At 49.8% G+C, this 20,644-nt stretch carries 16 protein-coding genes; 7 read left to right on the top strand and 9 right to left on the bottom strand.

Annotation, left to right across the window (positions count from 1 at the left end):
• Positions 1-237: 237 nt before the first annotated feature.
• From ACLJRH_RS16460 to ACLJRH_RS16445, 4 genes are all read right to left on the bottom strand, one after another.
• Positions 238-1,344, bottom strand: a complete 1,107-nt coding sequence (locus ACLJRH_RS16460; protein WP_000988594.1) for a Gfo/Idh/MocA family protein — start codon at positions 1,342-1,344, stop codon at positions 238-240.
• A 10-nt stretch (positions 1,345-1,354) separates the two neighbouring features.
• On the bottom strand, positions 1,355-2,635 hold the full coding sequence (locus ACLJRH_RS16455; RefSeq protein ID WP_001529094.1) for an MFS transporter: 1,281 nt from the start codon (positions 2,633-2,635) through the stop codon (positions 1,355-1,357).
• Between the two features lie 282 nt (positions 2,636-2,917).
• Positions 2,918-3,610: an oligogalacturonate-specific porin KdgM family protein gene (locus ACLJRH_RS16450; protein ID WP_023136906.1), complete on the bottom strand. Its 693-nt coding sequence runs from the start codon at positions 3,608-3,610 to the stop codon at positions 2,918-2,920.
• 45 nt (positions 3,611-3,655) lie between these two features.
• Positions 3,656-4,816: an N-acetylneuraminate epimerase gene (locus ACLJRH_RS16445; RefSeq protein WP_000525757.1), complete on the bottom strand. Its 1,161-nt coding sequence runs from the start codon at positions 4,814-4,816 to the stop codon at positions 3,656-3,658.
• A gap of 506 nt (positions 4,817-5,322) precedes the next feature.
• On the opposite strand from ACLJRH_RS16445, the gene ACLJRH_RS16440 reads away from it, so the two are divergent.
• From ACLJRH_RS16440 to ACLJRH_RS16430, 3 genes are all read left to right on the top strand, one after another.
• Positions 5,323-6,003, top strand: coding sequence for an N-acetylmannosamine-6-phosphate 2-epimerase (locus tag ACLJRH_RS16440; RefSeq protein WP_000054244.1), 681 nt, complete (start codon positions 5,323-5,325; stop codon positions 6,001-6,003).
• A 336-nt stretch (positions 6,004-6,339) separates the two neighbouring features.
• Positions 6,340-7,836 carry a sodium:solute symporter gene (locus tag ACLJRH_RS16435; RefSeq protein ID WP_000628085.1) on the top strand — a complete coding sequence of 499 codons (1,497 nt, stop codon included), beginning with the start codon at positions 6,340-6,342 and terminating at the stop codon, positions 7,834-7,836.
• 284 nt (positions 7,837-8,120) lie between these two features.
• Positions 8,121-9,002, top strand: a complete 882-nt coding sequence (locus ACLJRH_RS16430) for a MurR/RpiR family transcriptional regulator (RefSeq protein WP_000433674.1) — start codon at positions 8,121-8,123, stop codon at positions 9,000-9,002.
• A gap of 105 nt (positions 9,003-9,107) precedes the next feature.
• On the opposite strand, the gene phoH is transcribed toward ACLJRH_RS16430, so the two are convergent.
• The gene (gene phoH, locus ACLJRH_RS16425; RefSeq protein WP_000533527.1) at positions 9,108-9,896 is read right to left on the bottom strand and encodes a phosphate starvation-inducible protein PhoH; all 789 of its coding nucleotides are present in this window, start codon (positions 9,894-9,896) and stop codon (positions 9,108-9,110) included.
• 892 nt (positions 9,897-10,788) lie between these two features.
• Positions 10,789-12,297: a sodium/proline symporter PutP gene (gene putP, locus ACLJRH_RS16420; protein ID WP_001018467.1), complete on the bottom strand. Its 1,509-nt coding sequence runs from the start codon at positions 12,295-12,297 to the stop codon at positions 10,789-10,791.
• 421 nt (positions 12,298-12,718) lie between these two features.
• Between putP and putA the strand changes: the two genes are divergently transcribed.
• Both putA and ACLJRH_RS16410 read left to right on the top strand, forming a co-directional pair.
• On the top strand, positions 12,719-16,681 hold the full coding sequence (gene putA / locus ACLJRH_RS16415; RefSeq protein WP_023136466.1) for a trifunctional transcriptional regulator/proline dehydrogenase/L-glutamate gamma-semialdehyde dehydrogenase: 3,963 nt from the start codon (positions 12,719-12,721) through the stop codon (positions 16,679-16,681).
• 58 nt (positions 16,682-16,739) lie between these two features.
• Positions 16,740-17,135, top strand: coding sequence for a lysozyme inhibitor LprI family protein (locus tag ACLJRH_RS16410; RefSeq protein WP_023136467.1), 396 nt, complete (start codon positions 16,740-16,742; stop codon positions 17,133-17,135).
• Here the strand turns inward: ACLJRH_RS16410 and rutR are convergent.
• The gene (gene rutR / locus ACLJRH_RS16405) at positions 17,132-17,770 is read right to left on the bottom strand and encodes an HTH-type transcriptional regulator RutR (RefSeq protein ID WP_023136468.1); all 639 of its coding nucleotides are present in this window, start codon (positions 17,768-17,770) and stop codon (positions 17,132-17,134) included. The two genes, ACLJRH_RS16410 and rutR, sit on opposite strands and share 4 nt — an antisense overlap.
• 136 nt (positions 17,771-17,906) lie before the next feature.
• Entirely contained in the window at positions 17,907-18,074 is a 168-nt protein-coding gene (locus tag ACLJRH_RS16400) for a general stress protein (RefSeq protein WP_001273663.1), read from the bottom strand.
• A gap of 384 nt (positions 18,075-18,458) precedes the next feature.
• On the opposite strand from ACLJRH_RS16400, the gene wrbA reads away from it, so the two are divergent.
• Together wrbA and ACLJRH_RS16390 are read left to right on the top strand one after the other, a co-directional pair.
• Entirely contained in the window at positions 18,459-19,055 is a 597-nt protein-coding gene (gene wrbA, locus ACLJRH_RS16395) for an NAD(P)H:quinone oxidoreductase (RefSeq protein WP_001062898.1), read from the top strand.
• Positions 19,056-19,075: 20 nt separating this feature from the next.
• Positions 19,076-19,303 (top strand): YccJ family protein, encoded by a 228-nt coding sequence (locus ACLJRH_RS16390; protein WP_001143125.1) that lies wholly within the window; start codon positions 19,076-19,078, stop codon positions 19,301-19,303.
• 33 nt (positions 19,304-19,336) lie between these two features.
• Here ACLJRH_RS16390 and agp read toward each other — a convergent pair whose 3' ends face one another.
• Positions 19,337-20,578 carry a bifunctional glucose-1-phosphatase/inositol phosphatase gene (gene agp / locus ACLJRH_RS16385; protein ID WP_023137355.1) on the bottom strand — a complete coding sequence of 414 codons (1,242 nt, stop codon included), beginning with the start codon at positions 20,576-20,578 and terminating at the stop codon, positions 19,337-19,339.
• Positions 20,579-20,644 lie beyond the last annotated feature (66 nt).

Genomic DNA, 20,644 nt, shown 5'->3' with positions numbered 1-20,644 from the left:
CTGGCGCAGCCAGTTGGACAGACGACGAGCCTGCGAGGAGACTGCCCGAAGGGCGAGCGCAGCGAGTCAATCCCCCCTCACCGCCATATTCAAGAAAGAGCTCGTACGAAAGTACGGGCTTTTTTCGCATTAAGCCCCCCCGTCCATTGCCGGATGGCGCATAGTTCACAGGTGCCTTATCCGATCTACATAAGCGCAGCGCCACCGGGTAATAACACCACCATCCGGCTTTCAATTTTAGCCAAGAATTTCAGTGAGTTTTACTTTGCGCCCCTCGTTTGAGGAAAGCGTCGCAGCATCAGCGGTAGCAATGGCATTTGTCGCCGCTTCTCCCGTTAGCAATTTAGCAAACTCCTCGCCTGGCTCCAGACCGTTTATCACATCATGCAAGTACTGCATCTCCAGTTTCATAATTGATGAGAGCCACATCGGCGTACGTTTACCGGGTTTACCATAAGCGATTGCGCCATCCATCTCGCTGGATATGTTACCGTTGCGACGATCGTCATCCTCCGCCTGGCTTTCATGCACAAGAAAGTGTGTTTTTTTGCCCGCTTTTATTAGATAACCAGCCGTATTTTGCATATCAATGAGAATTGCACCTGTCGTGCCCTCAATTAATACATAGTGCTCAGGGTAGTGGAACGATGATCCCCACTGAAGTGTCGCGAAACGACCGCTTTCGAACTCAAGAGTGATTAGGACAACATCATCTTCATCACCAAATTTTTCACCTTTGTGCGCAACATTCCCCGCCGCCATTGAAACCAGGGATGGGGTTTCATCCATGATGAACAGTGTACAATCTAGCTCGTGAATGTGATGGTACAGATGCCCACCTGACTTTGCGCGAATCTTCTTCCATGAGATCTCATCCTGCACGTCTTCAAAACCATTACGTTTAGTGTGAACTTGTGTAACTTCACCGATTTCACCGGCTTTGATGAGCGCTTTAGCGTGGCGAACCCCATGAAAAAAGTTCATAACGTGACCCGCCATAAAGGTAACACCAGCTTCTTTGCAGGCATCAACCATATCCTTACAATCCTGGTAATTTAAGGCGATAGGTTTTTCACAAAACACGTGTTTACCCGCTTTAGCCGCCGCAATGACCGGCGCTTTATGTAAGTAATTTGGTGAAGCAATAATTACGCAATCCACATCAGGATGGGTACAAAGCGCCTCCATCGTTGCAGTGGCGACACAGTTCAGCTCTTTCGCTATCGGATCCGCATTTACCGGATCGTAAATCGCAGTGATTTTCGCCCCTTCAACCTTAGACATAAATCGCGCCAGTTCAGCGCCAAAATAACCCGTACCTACAACACCGTATTTCGTCATCATTTATCCTCTATTAAAATTCTTTTGTTGACTGAAACCTTTCACGACGTGCTTTTAGCCTATCCGGAATGGATAAACCAATAATGAGTAGAATTGTTGCGGTCCAGAAAGCAACAATGAACGTTAGCGCAGCGCCTAGCCCCATTGTTATTCCAAGCCAGGTCGCCGCCATTGAATTGAATGTGCCTGATGTCGCAGCAAGATTATAAATCAGCCCGGTACCCAAACCACGAACCTCAAGAGGAAAGTAGTCGTAGAGGAATTTGGGAACCAGCCCGCCAACACCTACGTTAGTCGCCATTAAACCGAATAAACATGCGCCCAGCACTAAATAATTATCTTGCGGAATTCTGAATAACGGGAAAATGAATAAAAAGGACATGAGAAGACCAATGCTGAACGTTTTCTTCAAACCAATTCTATCTGCGCACAGACCCCAAACGATATTTCCCAATACAGTGCCGAATGCCGCCGCCGTCATTAAATTAGAGACCACGCCCGTATCAAAGCCCTCTCCCGCCAAATATGTAGGCAGTAGACCAAAGATCGGCCAGTTTGCGCCGAAAATAGAGAACAGAACAATAAATACACATAATGTCAGTGGAAATTGAGCTCGATTAAATAGCCCTTTCATTGACAAAGAGAAAACTGACCAGGCACTTTGTGAGTGCTTTCCGAGACCACTGAGTTTGGCTTCTTCCCACTCTTTAGATTCAGGAGCCCTGGCCCGGATGTAGATTACTAAAAGAACGGGTAGCAAACCGACAAAAAAAGCAGCACGCCAACCATACGCTTCGGCAAATGACGGCATAAAATAGGCTGCTATGATGTTACCAATACCGAAACCTGAAACCAGAAATGCGCTCGCTTTAGATTTTAAATGCTTTGGCCAACTTTCCACGGCATAAGTAGAAGCGCAAGCATACTCCCCCGCCATCCCCATACCGACAATGAAACGACTAAGCGTCAGCATAATTACACCGGAAGCCAGGCCACTTAACCCTGTACCTACAGAATAGGCAACTATCGACCACATCATTAACGGCTTACGGCCAAATTTATCTGCCAGCAGACCAAATAGCGCCCCGCCAAATGGTCGCCCAATAAAGGCCGCTGTGGCAAGGAATGCGCCCTCCATATCTGTCAATCCTAAGTCAGCCTTGATCAGATACATAATGTAGAAAATCAGCATAAAGTCGAAGCCATCAAAAACGTAACCCAGCCATGCTGAAAATAAAGCATTTTTTTGTGGACGAGTTATCTCGCTATACCACGGGAAGAATTTTGCTATCACAATAAAACCCTTATTTGCTGTTACCGTCTGAAATGCTTACGGAATTAATTTTTAAGTCATATCAATTGCCGAATAAGACACTATCAACCGGCACTTTCCGACAACCGCCTGAGATCGTAGCTATGTAAAGCGTATATTCATTGTTTATCATCCTTATTCGTAGCTACGTTAAGGACGTGAATACTCAAGACAAAGTCTAACGTTCTGTAACGTAGCCACGGGCTATAAGATTATCGATATGAATACTAAGCAAAGATTAGTACAGTAACTCTTTAACCTTTCTCAAAAGTGGTATTGTAATCCAACGCGATAACGGGTCTGTCTCTCATCGGTATTATTTCTCACCGCTACATTTCCAACCTCAATGTATGGTGTAAATGACTTATTCAGTTTCCAGGCTAAAGCCACATTATGCTCATAGTTTGTTTTTTTGTTATCAAATTTAATTTGATCGCTATCCATCCAGGTAAAGTTATATTCTAATTTCAACTCATCAAAAACATAACCTATATAAGTATCAAATCTATTCGTTTTCTCATCATCATTGTAGTTAGCTGTCTTTCTTGCATAGTCATAGCGGTAACGACCAGCCATATAAACACCAGAATCAAAATTATATTGCACCCTTAAATAAGGCTTATAAATTGAAGTATCTGGACCGCTTTCAAATATAAATCCAGGCTGCAAAACAAAATGGTCCGTAACTTTATAATTATAACTTACGCCCAGTTCTATAGCGTTTGCGACGAGATCGCTTAAATGCTTATCCTGCTCGCCATCTACTCCTCCCGATTTAACGCTGGCATCGACATAAAAACCAATGCCGTTAGGAAGTTTTTCAATTATAGCAATACGGTCTTTATTAATTCTGGTTCTATCAGCATATTCATGCCGATAATCAAGGGTTGCCGCTTGTAGATATGATGAAAATGCTATAAACGAAACCATACCCAGAAGATATCTGTTGATTTTCATAAAATACTCCGCTTATCAATTAACTTTATTTTTGTATTTAAAAAATTATTTTATTAATAAATTACCATCACGCATGGTAAAGGAGGTTACAGACGAAACAGGTTTCCCTTTAGCATTTTCACCACCAATAAGGAAAACTTCATCACCATAACTTACTGATACACCATAGCCGAGAGGTTGTTTCATTTTACCCATATATTGCCAATGGCCATTAACCAAACCATAGACTTCATCTCGCCATTTTTTATTTATTCCTTCGTGGGAATAAAACTTTCCATTGGTATAATTTTGTTTTGCTCCCGGAAAATTCGCGCCACCACCGACAAGCAGGACACCGTGACTATAGCCCGAAAATGCTCCGGCCAACCCTTCTTGCTGTTGTTCTCCAGGCGATGGCGGTAACTGGCTGTTCTTCAACCATGTTAGCTTGTCGTTATCCCACATGGCGCGGTAAATCACATCGGTACGTAAACCCGGTTTGAGCTCACCATTAATCAGCATCAGGAAATTATTTTCCATTACCGATGACGATCCTGCCGTCCCCGCGCCTGGCAGCTCACCGGCATTCTTCCATGTGTTCTCTTTAGCATTGTAGATAAATACGATTTTATTAAAAAAATAATCTTTGGCAGGTTTATTAAAATAATTATAGATGACTTTATTTTTTTCACTTTCATCCGCAGCCGCAGCCGCTATATCAATAAAATACTTATCAAAGATATGCTCATTAACCCCTCCGGTAATAAGTACCATCGTTTCGTTTAATTTTACTCCCGTATGCCCTGTTAATCCAACTGGAGATATAGTGTCAACTTTTTGCCATGTATTTTTCACCGGTGAGTATTTGTACACATCGCTATAAACCTGCAACGGTGATTCACTGTTTTTTTTCCCTACGCCACCAAAAACATAAAGCTCATCATTTAAAAATACCGACACGGATTGCTCACGAGCTCCACCAGGAAACGACTTTATACGCTCCCAGTCTTTATGTTGCTTTTTAAGATCAATTTTATACCAGGATGTCCCTGCGGTACCTAAGCCGACATAAATCACGCCATTATTATCAATAGCGCCAGTACCATTTTTCAGTGGTTCTGGTATATCAGGAAGCGTCGTTGCATATCCTGATGTGGTGATAGCGACTGATAAACATAGCGCCATTAGCGTCATCATTTTCTTAAAATTTTTCATCTGCATCCCCATGCGAAGAAATACAATTGGAGTAAAGCTTCATCATTAGTGATCTTATGGCGCATAATTTCAACAATGATAATGACAAAATGTGACCAAGCGCTAAAAATAATTACATGGGGTTATCATGTGCGAGGTAAAAGCACCCCATGGTGATGTTAGAAGTGATTATGGGTGACCTGTTATGGCCAAACTCATTAGTGATAGCATTCTGAATAAATACAACAAGAATTATGTGATGCAGTTCATACTGGCTATCCCGTGGCGTATAAGCTCCTTCTGAGCATTTTATCTTTATGCCGGAAGCAGTTAATAAAATACAGCATGCTGCCGTCAGAATGAATTGTATTTGTCTTGTAGCTTCAGGTTATAGCCTCAAATCCGCTTGCGCAGTAATTGAATAACAAACATACCTTATGACTGTGTTCACATTTTTCTATCTTTTTGCTTGATGCAGCAACACTCCACAACATAACATAAAACGGAGCAAAACTTCAAAATATATAAGGCGGAACTGGATGTCACTATTAGCCAGGCTGGAACAAAGTGTACACGAAAACGGTGGGCTGATTGTCTCATGCCAACCGGTACCAGGCAGCCCTATGGATAAACCTGAAATTGTGGCTGCAATGGCACAGGCAGCGGCTTCGGCGGGTGCGGTCGCTGTGCGCATTGAAGGCATTGAGAATCTGCGGACTGTTCGTCCCCATCTTTCTGTTCCAATTATTGGGATAATTAAACGTGACCTTACAGGGTCGCCAGTCCGTATCACTCCCTATTTACAGGATGTTGACGCCCTGGCGCAGGCAGGTGCCGATATTATCGCTTTTGATGCCTCATTCCGCTCTCGCCCGGTTGATATTGATAGTTTACTGACACGTATTCGCCTGCATGGATTACTGGCGATGGCAGACTGTTCAACCGTGAATGAAGGCATAAGTTGCCATCAGAAAGGAATCGAATTCATTGGTACAACATTGTCTGGCTATACCGGCCCCATCACGCCGGTTGAGCCAGATTTGGCAATGGTGACGCAACTGAGCCATGCAGGTTGTCGTGTTATTGCCGAGGGGCGCTATAACACGCCTGCACTGGCGGCCAATGCTATTGAGCATGGTGCCTGGGCAGTTACCGTTGGTTCCGCTATCACCCGTATCGAGCATATCTGTCAGTGGTTCAGTCATGCAGTAAGACGCTGAACAGGAAAAGAAAATGAACACGCTTACTATTGATATTTATGTCTCAGAGAATGATCCGACGTTAATAATGCTATCGGCAAATACGATACCCAGGCCTGAAACCTGTTTGAACGCAATATCGGATAGCTGCTATTTCAGGTATCCGGCAGGACATACGTCTGGGCATCACCATTGGTGGAGCATAAATGTTCTGCCTTTTACATCTCATGATTACCGTCATTGAGATTAACAAAAACTATTACTTGATCTGAATATCGTATCGTCTGAATGATGGGAAGATAAAAATACACAGACGATGACCGCAACTCTACTCAAAACCATAAGCAGGAAAGAACTATGATTACACATTCTTTCGGCATCGTTAATTATCTTGTATTATTTGGCTACCTCCTGGCCATGATGTTAGTCGGTGTCTATTTTTCCAGACGGCAAAAAACAGCAGACGATTATTTTCGCGGTGGTGGCCGGGTTCCTGGTTGGGCGGCTGGGGTCAGTGTATTTGCTACTACGTTAAGCTCAATTACATTTATGTCAATTCCTGCCAAAGCGTTTACTTCCGACTGGACGTTTATCATTGGTCAGTATCTGGCTATCGCAATTTTACCGCTGGTTTTTTATTTCTATATTCCGTTTTTTCGGAAATTGAAAGTCACATCAGCCTATGAATATCTCGAAGCACGGTTCGATGTGCGCTGCCGTCTATTCGCCAGCATGTCATTTATGTTGTTTCATATCGGACGTATCGCCATTATCACTTTCCTCACCGTGCTGGCCTTGCGCCCCTTCATCGCTATAGACCCGGTGATTTTGGTACTGTTGATTAGCGTGATGTGTATCATTTATACCTGGATGGGTGGAATTGAAGGAGTAATATGGACTGATGTTATTCAAGGCCTCTTACTTTCTGGCAGCGCGATACTGATTTTTATAGTGATATGTCTCAAAGTCCAGGGCGGCATTGGTGAAATTTTTACGGTGACGCAGCAGGCGGATAAATTCTTTCCGGCTACGCAGTTCCACTGGAGCTGGACGGAAAGCACAGTACCTGTATTGATGATTGGTTTTCTGTTTGCCAATATTCAGCAATTTACTGCCAGTCAGGATGTGGTCCAACGCTATATCGTGACTGACTCCATAGAGGAAACGAAGAAAACATTACTTACAAATGCCAAACTGGTTGCTGTGATCCCTGTTTTCTTTTTTGCTATCGGCTCGGCATTGTTTGTCTACTATCAGCAACATCCACAATTATTACCGGCGGGATTCAACACTGGCGGCATTTTACCCTTATTCGTGGTCACCGAAATGCCAGTCGGCATTGCAGGGTTGATAATCGCCGCTATTTTCGCTGCCGCGCAGTCCAGCATCTCCAGCAGCTTAAACAGCATTTCCAGTTGTTTTAATTCCGATATCTATCAGCGTTTGAGTCATAAAAAAAGAACGCCAGAAAACCGTATGAAAATAGCTAAGTTAGTTATTCTGGTCGCGGGCCTGATAAGTAGCGCAGCCTCGGTATGGCTGGTCATGGCCGATGAATCAGAAATCTGGGATGCATTTAATAGTCTGATAGGTCTGATGGGAGGGCCAATGACCGGTCTGTTCATGCTGGGCATTTTCTTTAAACGAGCAAATGCCGGGAGTGCGGTTTTAGGAATTATTATCAGCGTCATTACCGTGCTGGGCGCACGCTATGCCACTGACCTTAACTTCTTCTTTTATGGGGTCATTGGCTCGCTAAGCGTGGTGATCAGCGGCGTTATTTTCGCCCCGTTATTTGCCCCGGCACCGCCATTGACGCTGGATGAAAAACCTGAACCAAAGGTGACATTATGATTTCATGATACCACGCTATACCGACACAGCACACGGTGACGCCAACGCCCGGGGCGACAATACCGGGCCAGGTATAAACCATCCGTCAAATGGCGCGCTATAAACACCGTAAGAGCAACAGATTACTCTCCAGTGATGTTCTGTCATAAGTTGGCAACGCGATGTAAATATTCCCCCTCCTTTACTTACATCGCGCTTTTTTTCATGCCGCAGACTTGATAGGCTCTACTCTGTTCGATATTGCAGGCTTTGTGCCGCAATCAGCCCTCAAGAGCAGGAACTATATGGAGCCTCAACCCCCACGTCTTAAACCCGGAAAAATCCTTGATACTCTGGGTGCTATGCAAAAAAGCCTGACACGTGCCTCCCAGCGTATTGCGCAATATATTTTAGCCTTCCCCAGACAGGTGACACAGTCATCTATTGCCGATTTGTCGCGCGAAACACAGGCCGGAGAAGCCACGGTTATTCGCTTTTGTCGCACCCTGGGCTATAAAGGTTTTCAGGATTTTAAAATGGACCTGGCCATTGAACTTGCCACTACCGAGTCTGATGACAGTAGTCCTCTACTGGATGCCGAAGTTAGCGAATCCGACGATGCCCACGCCATTGGTTTAAAATTGCAGAATACCATTAGTAATGTATTATCTGAAACGCTAAATCTGCTTGATATGCAACAGGTTCTCGGTGTCGTGGATGCCCTACGTCACTGTCACTCAGTTTATATCTTTGGTGTGGGCTCATCGGGGATCACGGCGCTGGATATGAAACACAAGCTAATGCGTATTGGTTTACGGGGCGATGCGGTAAGCAATAACCATTTTATGTACATGCAGGCTACGCTATTAAAAGCAGGCGATGTCGCGATGGGTGTCAGTCACTCGGGCACATCGCCAGAAACAGTGCATTCACTCCGATTGGCCCGACAGGCTGGCGCCACCACAGTCGCCATTACCCATAATCTGGGTTCTCCATTATGTGAAGAGGCCGATTTTTGCCTGATCAATGGTAATCGGCAAGGAATGTTGCAGGGTGACTCGATCGGTACGAAAGCCGCGCAGCTTTTCGTCTTTGACCTGCTCTATACCCTTCTTGTACAGTCCTCGCCGGAACAGGCCCGAGAAAGCAAATTACGGACAATGAATGCCCTGGACATGACAAAATAATTCCCTTCACGTACAGGCGTCATTTTCCTTTTTTGTCCATGAGTCTGCTGGATGCTTTATAGATAACAAAGCCCGGTTTCCCGGGCTCTGAAAGTCAATGCTATATTAGCTGTATGCGTGAAGCGTTCGCTGACAAAGCGCCGAGCGCACGCAGTCGTCTTTGTTGAAATGCACAATCCCTACCATTTCATCTTCTTCAAAGCGTTCCAACGCATCGCTCAACCCGGAACGCACGCCGCGCGGCAGGTCGCATTGCGTAATATCGCCATTGACAATGACCGTGACATTTTCGCCTAATCGCGTCAAAAACATTTTCATTTGCGCCGCAGTCACATTTTGCGCCTCATCGAGGATCACGACCGCATTTTCAAAAGTACGCCCACGCATATAGGCGAACGGGGCAATTTCTACCTTACCGATTTCCGGGCGCAAACAATATTGCATAAAGGACGCGCCCAACCGTTTAAGCAGGACATCGTAGACGGGACGAAAATAAGGCGCGAATTTTTCAGCGATATCACCGGGCAAAAAACCAAGGTCTTCATCAGCTTGCAATACCGGACGCGTCACAATGATCCTCTCGACGTCCTTATGAATCAATGCTTCTGCCGCCTTTGCCGCACTGATCCATGTTTTCCCGCAGCCGGCTTCGCCGGTCGCAAAAATAAGCTGTTTACTGTCGATAGCGTTCAGATAATGCGCCTGTGCTTCATTTCGCGCCTTAACAGGAGAGGTATCGCGACTATCGCGCGCCATGCCAATGGCTTCTACTCCGCCCATCTGTACCAGTGACGTGACCGATTCTTCTTCACGTTGCTTATGACTACGCGAATCTCGTCTCAACACACGCTTTGCTTCACGACGAGCTTTGATCACTGCTTTTTGTCTTCCCATGGATAGCACCTTGAGTTGTAGGTATACATCACCCGCGTTCTCTTGAACGCGATTATGCGCACACACATCTGAGGGTTGGCTTCCTTGTAAGCCTTAGCTTGCTTTTTGAAACGACGCCACACACGGCTACGCGCACCACATATGACGTCATGGGTATGGTCAGTAAGGGAAATGATGAGAGCTTTTAAGATGACAAGACCACCACCGGAGAGAGAATGTCCGTACAGGGTGTTGTAACTACTGTAAACAATGTGTCCTGGTGCGGACATTACCATTCGCGATCTCCATAGTGAGTGACCATCACTGCCGGGGAACTACCGCTATTACTACTAAGTACAACACAAAACATCAATAATGCAACAATATATTCACCAAGCATTAACCAAACATTATTGCGTCATTGTCAGTCTCTTACAGAAAGATTACACGATTATTTCATCGGCAGGAGACTAAAAAAGATAATCATTAGCTACTGCGGGTATTAATGCTGAAAACATCCATAACCCATTGAATATTGAACATATATAAGGTTAAAATGGAATAATTAACGTGTCCTCTCTCCCATCGCTAAAACGGCATTATTTATGCAAAATTTTATGCGGCATACTTACGCCAGTAACGCTGACTTGTTTTAATTTTTGTCATTACTCTATTGCGTCAAGGCTATTGGTACCATTAACAGGCGATTTCATATATGGCTAGTTAGTGATTACTCGAGATGTATTACGCCCGCGTTAACGGCGCTCAAGGGCTAAAAATAGTTTGAGAGTGCGTCCTCATTTACCTGAACATCTTCAGTCAATCGGTCCGGGACTTATCAGAGGACCAGGCGGGCGTATAACGCCGCCTGGTAAAATATGTCCGATGGCAATAATGCTATCGGACATGTCGGTTATTCCGCCTGTAGCTTCGACGGCGGCGCGGAATGATAATGCGCGTCCGCTTTTGCAAAGCGTTCCTGCATCGCTGCTGTCGGCGCTTTGCCAAGCAGGCTAAAGATTACGATCCCCAGGCTGCCGAAAATGAAGCCAGGGATGATCTCATACAGATCCAGCCAGCCATATTGTTTCCAGACGATAACCGTCACCGCGCCAATAATCATTCCCGCCAGCGCGCCGTTACGTGTCATACGCGACCACATCACAGAAAACAGGACAACAGGTCCAAATGCCGCGCCGAATCCAGCCCAGGCGTAGCTCACCAGCCCCAGCACACGGTTATCGGGATTCGCCGCCAGCGCAATGGCGATCAGCGCTACCACCAGCACCATCACTCGCCCTACCCATACCAGCTCTTGCTGGCTGGCGCTTTTACGCAGAAAAGCCTTATATAAATCTTCCGTAATCGCGCTGGAGCATACCAGCAACTGACAGCTCAACGTCGACATCACCGCCGCCAGGATAGCAGACAGCAGAACACCGGCAATCCACGGGTTAAACAGGATCTGCGCCAGTTCAATAAATACGCGCTCTGAGTTTTGGTTCACCGCCCCGGCCAGCGCGGGGTTATTGTTAAAGTACGCAATGCCAAAGAAGCCCACCGCCACCGCGCCCGCCAGACACAGAATCATCCAGGTCATACTGATACGACGCGCATGAACAATGCTGTGATGGGAGTCCGCCGCCATAAAGCGCGCCAGGATATGCGGCTGACCGAAGTAACCCAGTCCCCAGCCCATCAGGGAAATAATAGCGACAAAATTCAGCCCCTTGAGCATGTCGACATTCTCGATGCTCTTTTGCTTGATCACCTCCAGCGACTCGCTAAAACCGCCTACGCCGACAATAACCATCACCGGCGTCAGGATTAACGCAAAAATCATCAGGCTGGCCTGAACGGTATCCGTCCAGCTAACGGCAAGAAAGCCGCCGATAAAGGTATAAATAATGGTTGCCGCGGCCCCCGCCCACAGTGCGGTTTCATAGCTCATACCGAAGGTGCTTTCGAACAGTCGTGCCCCAGCGACAATACCTGATGCGCAATAGATAGTGAAAAACAGCAGAATGACCAGCGCGGAAATAATACGCAGGACTCGGCTCTTATCCTCAAACCGACCGGTAAAATAGTCCGGCAGCGTGAGCGCGTTATTGTTAAATTCGGTATGCACGCGCAGGCGCCCGGCCACCAGCTTCCAGTTAATCCATGCGCCTAACGTCAGGCCAATGGCGATCCAGCTTTCAGAGATCCCCGACAGAAAGATAGCGCCAGGCAGCCCCATTAACAGCCAGCCGCTCATATCCGACGCACCGGCTGATAAAGCCGTAACAAACGGCCCCAGGCTGCGACCGCCAAGAATATAGTCATCAAAGTTTTTGGTTGAGCGCCAGGCGATAAACCCAATCAATATCATGCCAAAAATATAGACACAGAATGTCACCAACATCGGTGTGCTAATAGCCATCAAGGTTCTCCAAATTTATTTATTGGCACTACCGTAGCGTGCCGTTTTGTACCCTGCCGGAACGTGGCAAGGGTGTTATGTTTACCAGAGCGACCGTATCCTGCCGGAAGCGGTGGTTATTCACAATCGATTTAACACACCATTTACATCAAATTTGATTGCAGAGGGATACTATTTTTCTCCAGGTTGCACTCTCTCACATTTTTTGCGGTTGCACCTTTTAAAAGTGTTAACTACCGCAGAGAAAATAAATCCAGATGGTTTTCCCCGTCAGACTCCCCCTTTCTTTTTTTAACAATTTATTCATTTTTAAGCTTGCAACGCAGGTCACATTTAACGCGGTTGCACAAAGTTGCAACATGGTGGATATTTTCCGCTAACTATTGGTTAGCAGATAGAGCAAATAACAGGAGTAGAGGGTATGGGAACCACCACGATGGGGGTTAAGCTGGACGACGCCACGCGCGAACGGATCAAAATGGCCGCCTCGCGTATCGATCGCACGCCGCACTGGTTAATAAAACAGGCAATCTTTAGCTATCTGGACAAGCTGGAAAATAGCGATACGCTACCAGAGCTACCTGCGCTGTTTGCCGGCGCGGCAAATGAAAGCGAGGAGCCGGTCGCGCCGCAGGATGAGCCGCATCAGCCCTTTCTGGAGTTTGCCGAACAGATTCTTCCCCAATCCGTCTCTCGCGCCGCCATCACTGCCGCCTGGCGCCGCCCGGAAACCGATGCGGTGTCAATGCTAGTGGAACAGGCGCGCCTGTCGCCGCCTGTCGCTGAGCAGGCGCATAAACTGGCGTATCAACTGGCGGAGAAATTGCGCAATCAAAAATCCGCCAGCGGTCGCGCGGGTATGGTGCAAGGCCTGTTGCAGGAGTTTTCCCTCTCTTCGCAAGAAGGCGTAGCGCTGATGTGTCTGGCGGAAGCGCTGCTGCGTATTCCCGACAAAGCTACGCGCGATGCGTTAATTCGCGACAAAATCAGTAATGGCAACTGGCAGTCGCATATTGGCCGTAGCCCGTCGCTGTTTGTAAACGCCGCCACCTGGGGGCTGCTCTTTACCGGCCGACTGGTCTCAACGCATAACGAAGCTAATCTTTCACGCTCGCTGAACCGCATTATCGGCAAGAGCGGCGAACCGTTAATCCGCAAAGGCGTCGACATGGCGATGCGTTTAATGGGCGAGCAGTTCGTGACTGGCGAAACCATTGCTCAGGCGCTGGCGAATGCCCGAAAACTGGAAGAGAAAGGGTTCCGCTATTCTTACGATATGCTGGGCGAAGCCGCGTTAACCGCCGCCGATGCGCAGGCCTATATGGTTTCTTACCAGCAAGCGATTCATGCCATCGGCAAAGCGTCTAACGGTCGCGGTATTTACGAAGGGCCAGGCATCTCGATTAAGCTGTCCGCCCTGCATCCACGCTATAGTCGCGCGCAATACGATCGAGTAATGGAGGAGCTTTATCCGCGCCTGAAATCCCTGACGCTGCTGGCGCGCCAGTATGATATCGGTCTCAATATCGACGCCGAAGAGGCGGATCGTCTGGAGATCTCGCTCGATCTGCTGGAAAAACTCTGCTTCGAACCCGAACTGGCGGGCTGGAACGGCATTGGCTTTGTGATCCAGGCTTACCAGAAACGCTGCCCGCTGGTCATTGATTATTTAGTCGATCTGGCCTCCCGTAGCCGCCGTCGGCTGATGATTCGTCTGGTGAAAGGCGCCTACTGGGATAGCGAGATCAAACGCGCGCAAATGGAAGGGCTGGAGGGCTATCCGGTTTATACCCGCAAAGTGTATACCGATGTCTCTTATCTGGCCTGCGCGAAAAAACTGCTCGCCGTCCCTAATCTGATCTACCCGCAGTTCGCGACCCATAACGCTCACACACTGGCGGCGATTTATCATCTGGCCGGGCAAAATTACTATCCGGGTCAGTACGAATTCCAGTGCCTGCACGGCATGGGCGAACCGCTGTATGAACAGGTCACCGGTAAAGTGGCGGACGGAAAACTTAACCGTCCCTGCCGTATTTACGCGCCGGTGGGAACACACGAAACCCTGCTGGCCTATCTGGTACGACGCCTGCTGGAAAACGGCGCCAACACCTCTTTTGTCAACCGCATCGCCGATGCCACCCTACCGCTCGATGAACTGGTGGCGGACCCGGTCGAGGCCGTGGAAAAACTGGCGCAGCAGGAAGGTCAGGCTGGCATACCGCATCCGAAAATTCCGCTGCCGCGCGATCTGTACGGCGAAGGTCGGATAAACTCCGCCGGACTTGATTTAGCGAATGAACATCGCCTCGCCTCGCTTTCTTCTGCCCTGTTAAGCAACGCCATGCAGAAATGGCAGGCCAAACCTGTGCTGGAACAACCGGTGGCCGACGGTGAGATGACGCCGGTTATCAACCCGGCGGAACCGAAAGATATTGTCGGCTGGGGACGCGAAGCGACAGAAAGCGAGGTTGAACAGGCATTGCAAAACGCGGTCAATCAGGCGCCGGTTTGGTTTGCGACGCCGCCGCAAGAACGCGCCGCCATTTTGCAGCGGGCGGCGGTATTGATGGAAGACCAAATGCAGCAGTTGATTGGCCTGTTGGTGCGCGAAGCGGGGAAAACGTTCAGCAACGCCATTGCCGAAGTGCGCGAAGCGGTAGACTTCCTCCATTATTATGCCGGTCAAGTGCGTGACGATTTCGATAACGAAACGCATCGCCCGTTAGGGCCGGTAGTCTGCATCAGTCCGTGGAACTTCCCGCTGGCCATTTTCACCGGCCAAATCGCCGCCGCGCTGGCGGCAGGTAACAGCGTTCTGGCGAAACCGGCAGAGCAGACATCGCTGATTGCCGCCCAGGGCATTGCCATTTTGCTGGAAGCGGGCGTACCGCCGGGCGTCGTGCAACTGTTGCCGGGACGGGGAGAAACCGTCGGCGCCCAGCTTACCGCCGATGCGCGTGTACGCGGCGTGATGTTTACCGGTTCCACGGAGGTCGCGACGTTGTTGCAGCGCAACATCGCCACGCGTCTTGACGCCCAGGGCCGCCCTATTCCGTTGATTGCGGAAACTGGCGGTATGAACGCTATGATTGTCGACTCTTCCGCGCTCACCGAGCAGGTGGTCGTGGATGTGCTGGCTTCCGCTTTCGACAGCGCCGGACAACGCTGTTCCGCGCTCCGCGTGCTGTGTTTGCAGGACGATATCGCCGAACATACGCTGAAAATGTTACGCGGCGCGATGGCGGAGTGTCGGATGGGGAATCCAGGCCGTCTGACGACCGATATCGGGCCGGTGATTGATAGCGAGGCCAAAGCCAACATCGAGCGTCATATCCAGACGATGCGCGCCAAAGGCCGCCCGGTTTTCCAGGCCGCGCGTGAAAACAACGATGACGCGCAGGAATGGCAGACCGGTACGTTTGTTATGCCCACGCTTATTGAGTTGGAAAACTTCGCAGAACTGGAAAAAGAGGTCTTCGGGCCCGTGCTGCATGTCGTGCGTTATAACCGTAACCAACTGGCGGAGCTTATCAAACAGATTAACGCTTCCGGCTACGGGCTAACGCTGGGCGTACATACCCGTATTGATGAAACCATTGCGCAAGTCACCGGTTCCGCCCATGTCGGCAACCTGTACGTTAACCGTAATATGGTGGGCGCGGTTGTCGGCGTCCAGCCGTTTGGCGGCGAAGGCCTGTCCGGTACCGGGCCAAAAGCGGGGGGGCCGCTCTATCTCTACCGCCTGCTGGCACACCGCCCGCCCAATGCGCTCAATACGACGCTGACTCGTCAGGATGCGCGCTACCCGGTGGATGCGCAGCTTAAAACCACGCTACTCGCGCCGTTGACCGCCCTGACGCAATGGGCGGCGGATCGCCCGGCGCTACAGACGCTCTGCCGACAATTCGCCGATCTGGCGCAGGCCGGCACGCAGCGCCTGCTACCGGGACCGACCGGCGAGCGTAATACCTGGACGCTATTGCCGCGTGAACGGGTATTATGCCTGGCTGATGACGAACAGGACGCGTTGACGCAGCTTGCCGCCGTTCTCGCCGTCGGCAGTCAGGCGCTATGGTCAGACGACGCCTTCCACCGCGATCTGGCGAAGCGTCTCCCCGCCGCCGTTGCGGCGCGTGTCCAGTTTGCGAAAGCGGAAACGCTGATGGCGCAGCCGTTTGACGCGGTGATTTTCCACGGCGACTCCGACAAGCTGCGGACCGTTTGCGAAGCCGTCGCCGCCCGCGAAGGCGCGATAGTGTCGGTACAGGGGTTCGCCCGCGGCGAAAGCAATATGCTGCTGGAACGGCTCTATATTGAACGTTCGCTGAGCGTAAACACTGCCGCCGCTGGCGGTAATGCCAGCCTGATGACAATTGGCTAATACTGTGGTTAATTAAGGCTCCGTCAATGGAGCCTTTTTACTCGCGTCAGAGGACCGTATGAAACGAATTTTCCTTCCCTGCGCTGCGTTATTGTTCAGCAGTCAGGCGTTGGCTGATGAGTGTGCCAGCGCCAGTACGCAGCTGGAAATGAATCGCTGCGCCGCCGCGCAATACCAGGCGGCAGATAAAAAGCTGAACGAAACCTATCAAAGCGCGCTTAGGCGTGCGCAACCGCCGCAGCGCGAGCTGTTGCAAAAAGCGCAGGTGGCATGGATTGCCCTGCGCGACGCCGATTGCGCTCTGATTCGTTCAGGTACGGAGGGCGGCAGCGTGCAACCCATGATCGCCAGCCAGTGCCTGACCGATAAAACGAACGAACGCGAAGCGTTTTTAGCCTCGCTGCTGCAATGTGAAGAGGGGGATTTGAGCTGCCCACTGCCGCCAGCCGGTTAACGCACGCGAATCCCTTCAATAATAATGCGCTGAACGCTTTCGACCGTTTGGTTAAAAAAGGCTTCATCGCGAAGCGTCGCGCCGGTTACCGCCTCAACCTGAGGGGCAAAATCGGCGTAATGTTGCGTGGCGGCCCAAATCATGAAGATCAAATGGTGCGGGGAAATGGGCGCCAGTTTCCCGCTGTGCACCCATCCGGCAATCAGCGCGGATTTTTCATCTATCAACGCTTTTAGATCGCCGGTCAGTTCCTCCATTAAGAGCGGCGCGCCCGCCAGCATCTCCATGCAGAAGAGCCGCGACGCCTGCGGATAATCACGCGAAACCTCCAGCTTGAGACGGATATACTCTTTGATGGCCTCCAGAGGGGAAAATTCTGCGCGAAACGCCTTGAGCGGCGCCAGCCAGACATCCAGGATCTGTCGCATTACCGCGACATACAGCACCTCTTTCGAGGGATAATAATAAAGCAGATTGGTTTTGGAGACGCCTGCCCGCTCGGCGACCTGCTCAAGACGCGCGCCATGAATGCCATACTGGGAAAAAACAGCAAGCGCGGCGGTTAAGATAAGCTGCCGTTTTGCACCGGTGGCCTGCGAGCGTTTCCCGATTTTTTTCTCTGTGCGTTGCGACATGCGCCCTCTCCTTTTTGTCAGGACGCAAGCATACCAAATCCGGCTTATAAACAAAAAAACCGCCGGAAATCCGGCGGCGGTGGCGTATGACGCTTTTTAGCGCGAAACGCTCAGCGTCTTACTGTTGTGACGCAGGCTAGCTATTACGGTTACTGCTTTTGCCCCCTTTTTTGCCTGCTTCGGATGCACGCTGCGGGTCATTCTTAAAATTGCCCCCGCTGTGCTGACCACCTTTACGACCTGCTTCTGATGCTCTTTCGCGGTCTTCCGCAAAATTACCGGAACCGCCACGATGGTTTGCCATTACTGACCTCCGTCATAGATTAGACATCATATTGCATAGGTAATGAGGAGTATCTCCTCGCGCAGCGTATGAACGATATCATCAGTAACGCCGCGTAAAATTAAGCATAGTGAAAAACGCCGTGGTAGGCCGCTTACCGAAATATTCTGCAACATCGGAAGCCGAATACGCAGAATAATAACCATAAGAAATAAATAAGTTATTCTTATATTTAGAAAAATCAAAGCGCTTAAAAATGTATCATTTTGCAACAAAGGTCGCCAAATTAATTATTGTTATAAATCAAAGAAATGGCGCTGAAATTTGCACTCTTCACAGGAGGGCATATCTTTAAATAGACGTAGCGAATCGCTACACACCTGATTAATCTGAGGAGTAGTACAAATGGCAAAGATTCTGGTGCTCTATTATTCCATGTACGGACACATTGAAACCATGGCGCATGCGGTGGCGGAAGGGGCAAAGAAAGTCGACGGCGCAGAGGTCATTATAAAGCGTGTGCCAGAAACAATGCCGCCTGAAATCTTCGCAAAAGCTGGCGGTAAAACACAAAACGCACCGGTTGCCACCCCACAGGAGCTGGCGGATTACGATGCCATTATTTTTGGTACGCCAACCCGGTTTGGCAATATGTCAGGCCAGATGCGTACCTTCCTGGACCAAACCGGCGGACTGTGGGCATCCGGCGCGCTATACGGCAAGCTCGGCAGCGTGTTCAGTTCTACCGGAACGGGCGGCGGCCAGGAGCAGACCATCACCTCGACCTGGACTACGCTTGCCCATCATGGGATGGTGATTGTCCCGATAGGCTATGCAGCACAGGAACTGTTTGACGTCTCCCAGGTTCGCGGCGGCACGCCTTACGGCGCAACGACTATCGCCGGAGGCGACGGTTCACGTCAACCAAGCCAGGAGGAACTCTCTATCGCTCGCTATCAGGGGGAATACGTCGCCGGTCTGGCAGTCAAACTCAACGGCTAATCTTCAACAGGAGGATTCGAATGCCAACTCAAGAAGCAAAAGCGCACCGCGTCGGCGAATGGGCAAGCCTGCGTAATACGTCGCCGGAAATTGCCGAAGCCATTTTTGAAGTCGCTCACTATGACGAGAAACTGGCAGAAAAAATATGGGAAGAAGGTAGCGATGAGGTGCTGATCAAAGCCTTTGAGAAAACGGACAAAGACTCGCTCTTCTGGGGCGAACAAATCATCGAACGTAAGAACGTATAACACAAACGCCCCCGCCTGCGCGGGGGCATACGGCTATTTTGCGGCAGTGTTCATGACGTTATCGAACTTATCCAGCGGACAGAAGCCGTTCGCATCCACCGGACATCCTTTCAGTTCCAGGGTTACCCTTTGCGCGGGCGATTTGAGCGTTAACGCTTCCGCATTGCGTAACTGCCGGGCGCTCTGGTAGACATACTCGATTTTCATCAAATCCCGGTTAGCGTTGCCGTCATGCCAGCGTTGGAAGACAAGCTGGCCGCCAATCGGCGTTCTCTCATACTGGTCATGGAGCTGATAGGGTTTAAAATCCAGCGCCGTCAGCAGCGACGCGATATTGGAGTCATGCCCCACCAGCACGGTAACCTTCGGCGCGCTAACGCGATCGGCAACCAGCACCTTATCGATATATTTCACCAGCGGCGCAGCGATATTGCGCGCCACCGTGGGTGAGGTAAACAGGCTGTCCTGATAGCCGTTTTTCAGTTTTGACAGCACCTTCCACTGCCGATCGGTGTGGATCCCGCCCCAGGCGACCTGATCCATCGGAAACCCTTCGTAATATTGCAGGGTAAACGCATCCACCAGCGAGTTCCCTACTTTCAGCGGCCCCTGCACGCCAGGCTCTTGCTGATAGTTCGCGCTGAAGGTATCTTTCGCGTCGATTAGCGAACACTGATGCTTCTCTTTGCAGGACGGCGAGTCCTGATAATGCGTTATCTGCTCAAGCAGTTTATAACTCTCATCAAGATGTAGCTGACTACGCGCCTTTTCCATCGCCTGTACGGCCTGTTGCCGGAACGCGGCGGAATCATCGGTAATTACCGGATTGAAGGTAGGGTCCATAGTGCCCATTTTTTCCTGATGATGAACAGGAATATCACAGCCGGGGAAAGCGCCAGTAATGAAAAATTGCGCGGTGGCGACGGTGCGCTGCAAACTATTCGCATAGGCATATACCGTGTCGGGCGCCGGACATTCTCCCGACGGTATCAGCCCCTGCGCGACCAGCCATTCACGTGTGTAGTGTCCCATATAGACTTCCAGCACGCCGCCTTTCGTCGTCAGTTGCCCACCGGGAACGTCCCACGCCGGCCAGGCGTTCGGCGTCGACTGCGCCAGTACGCTGCCATTATTCGCCAGCGGCGCCCGCAGATTATGGCGGCTCATCATCAGCACCTGTTGTAATTGATAACCCTCCGGCGTTGTCTGCGCCTGTACGGCGGATGACAACAAAACAGCCCCTGCCACAGCAACAGCGAGTAATGATTTTTTCATCCCTATGACCTCTTGTTGTTATCAAATCGTTCTGAGTGTGACAGAAATGGATCATTTTTCCGGGAA

Source organism: Salmonella sp. SAL04162 (assembly GCF_046551535.1).
In the GTDB taxonomy this organism is placed as follows: domain Bacteria; phylum Pseudomonadota; class Gammaproteobacteria; order Enterobacterales; family Enterobacteriaceae; genus Salmonella; species Salmonella enterica.
The sequence above is the reverse complement of the archived record's forward strand: the minus strand, read 5'-3'. Positions and strand labels throughout refer to the sequence as shown.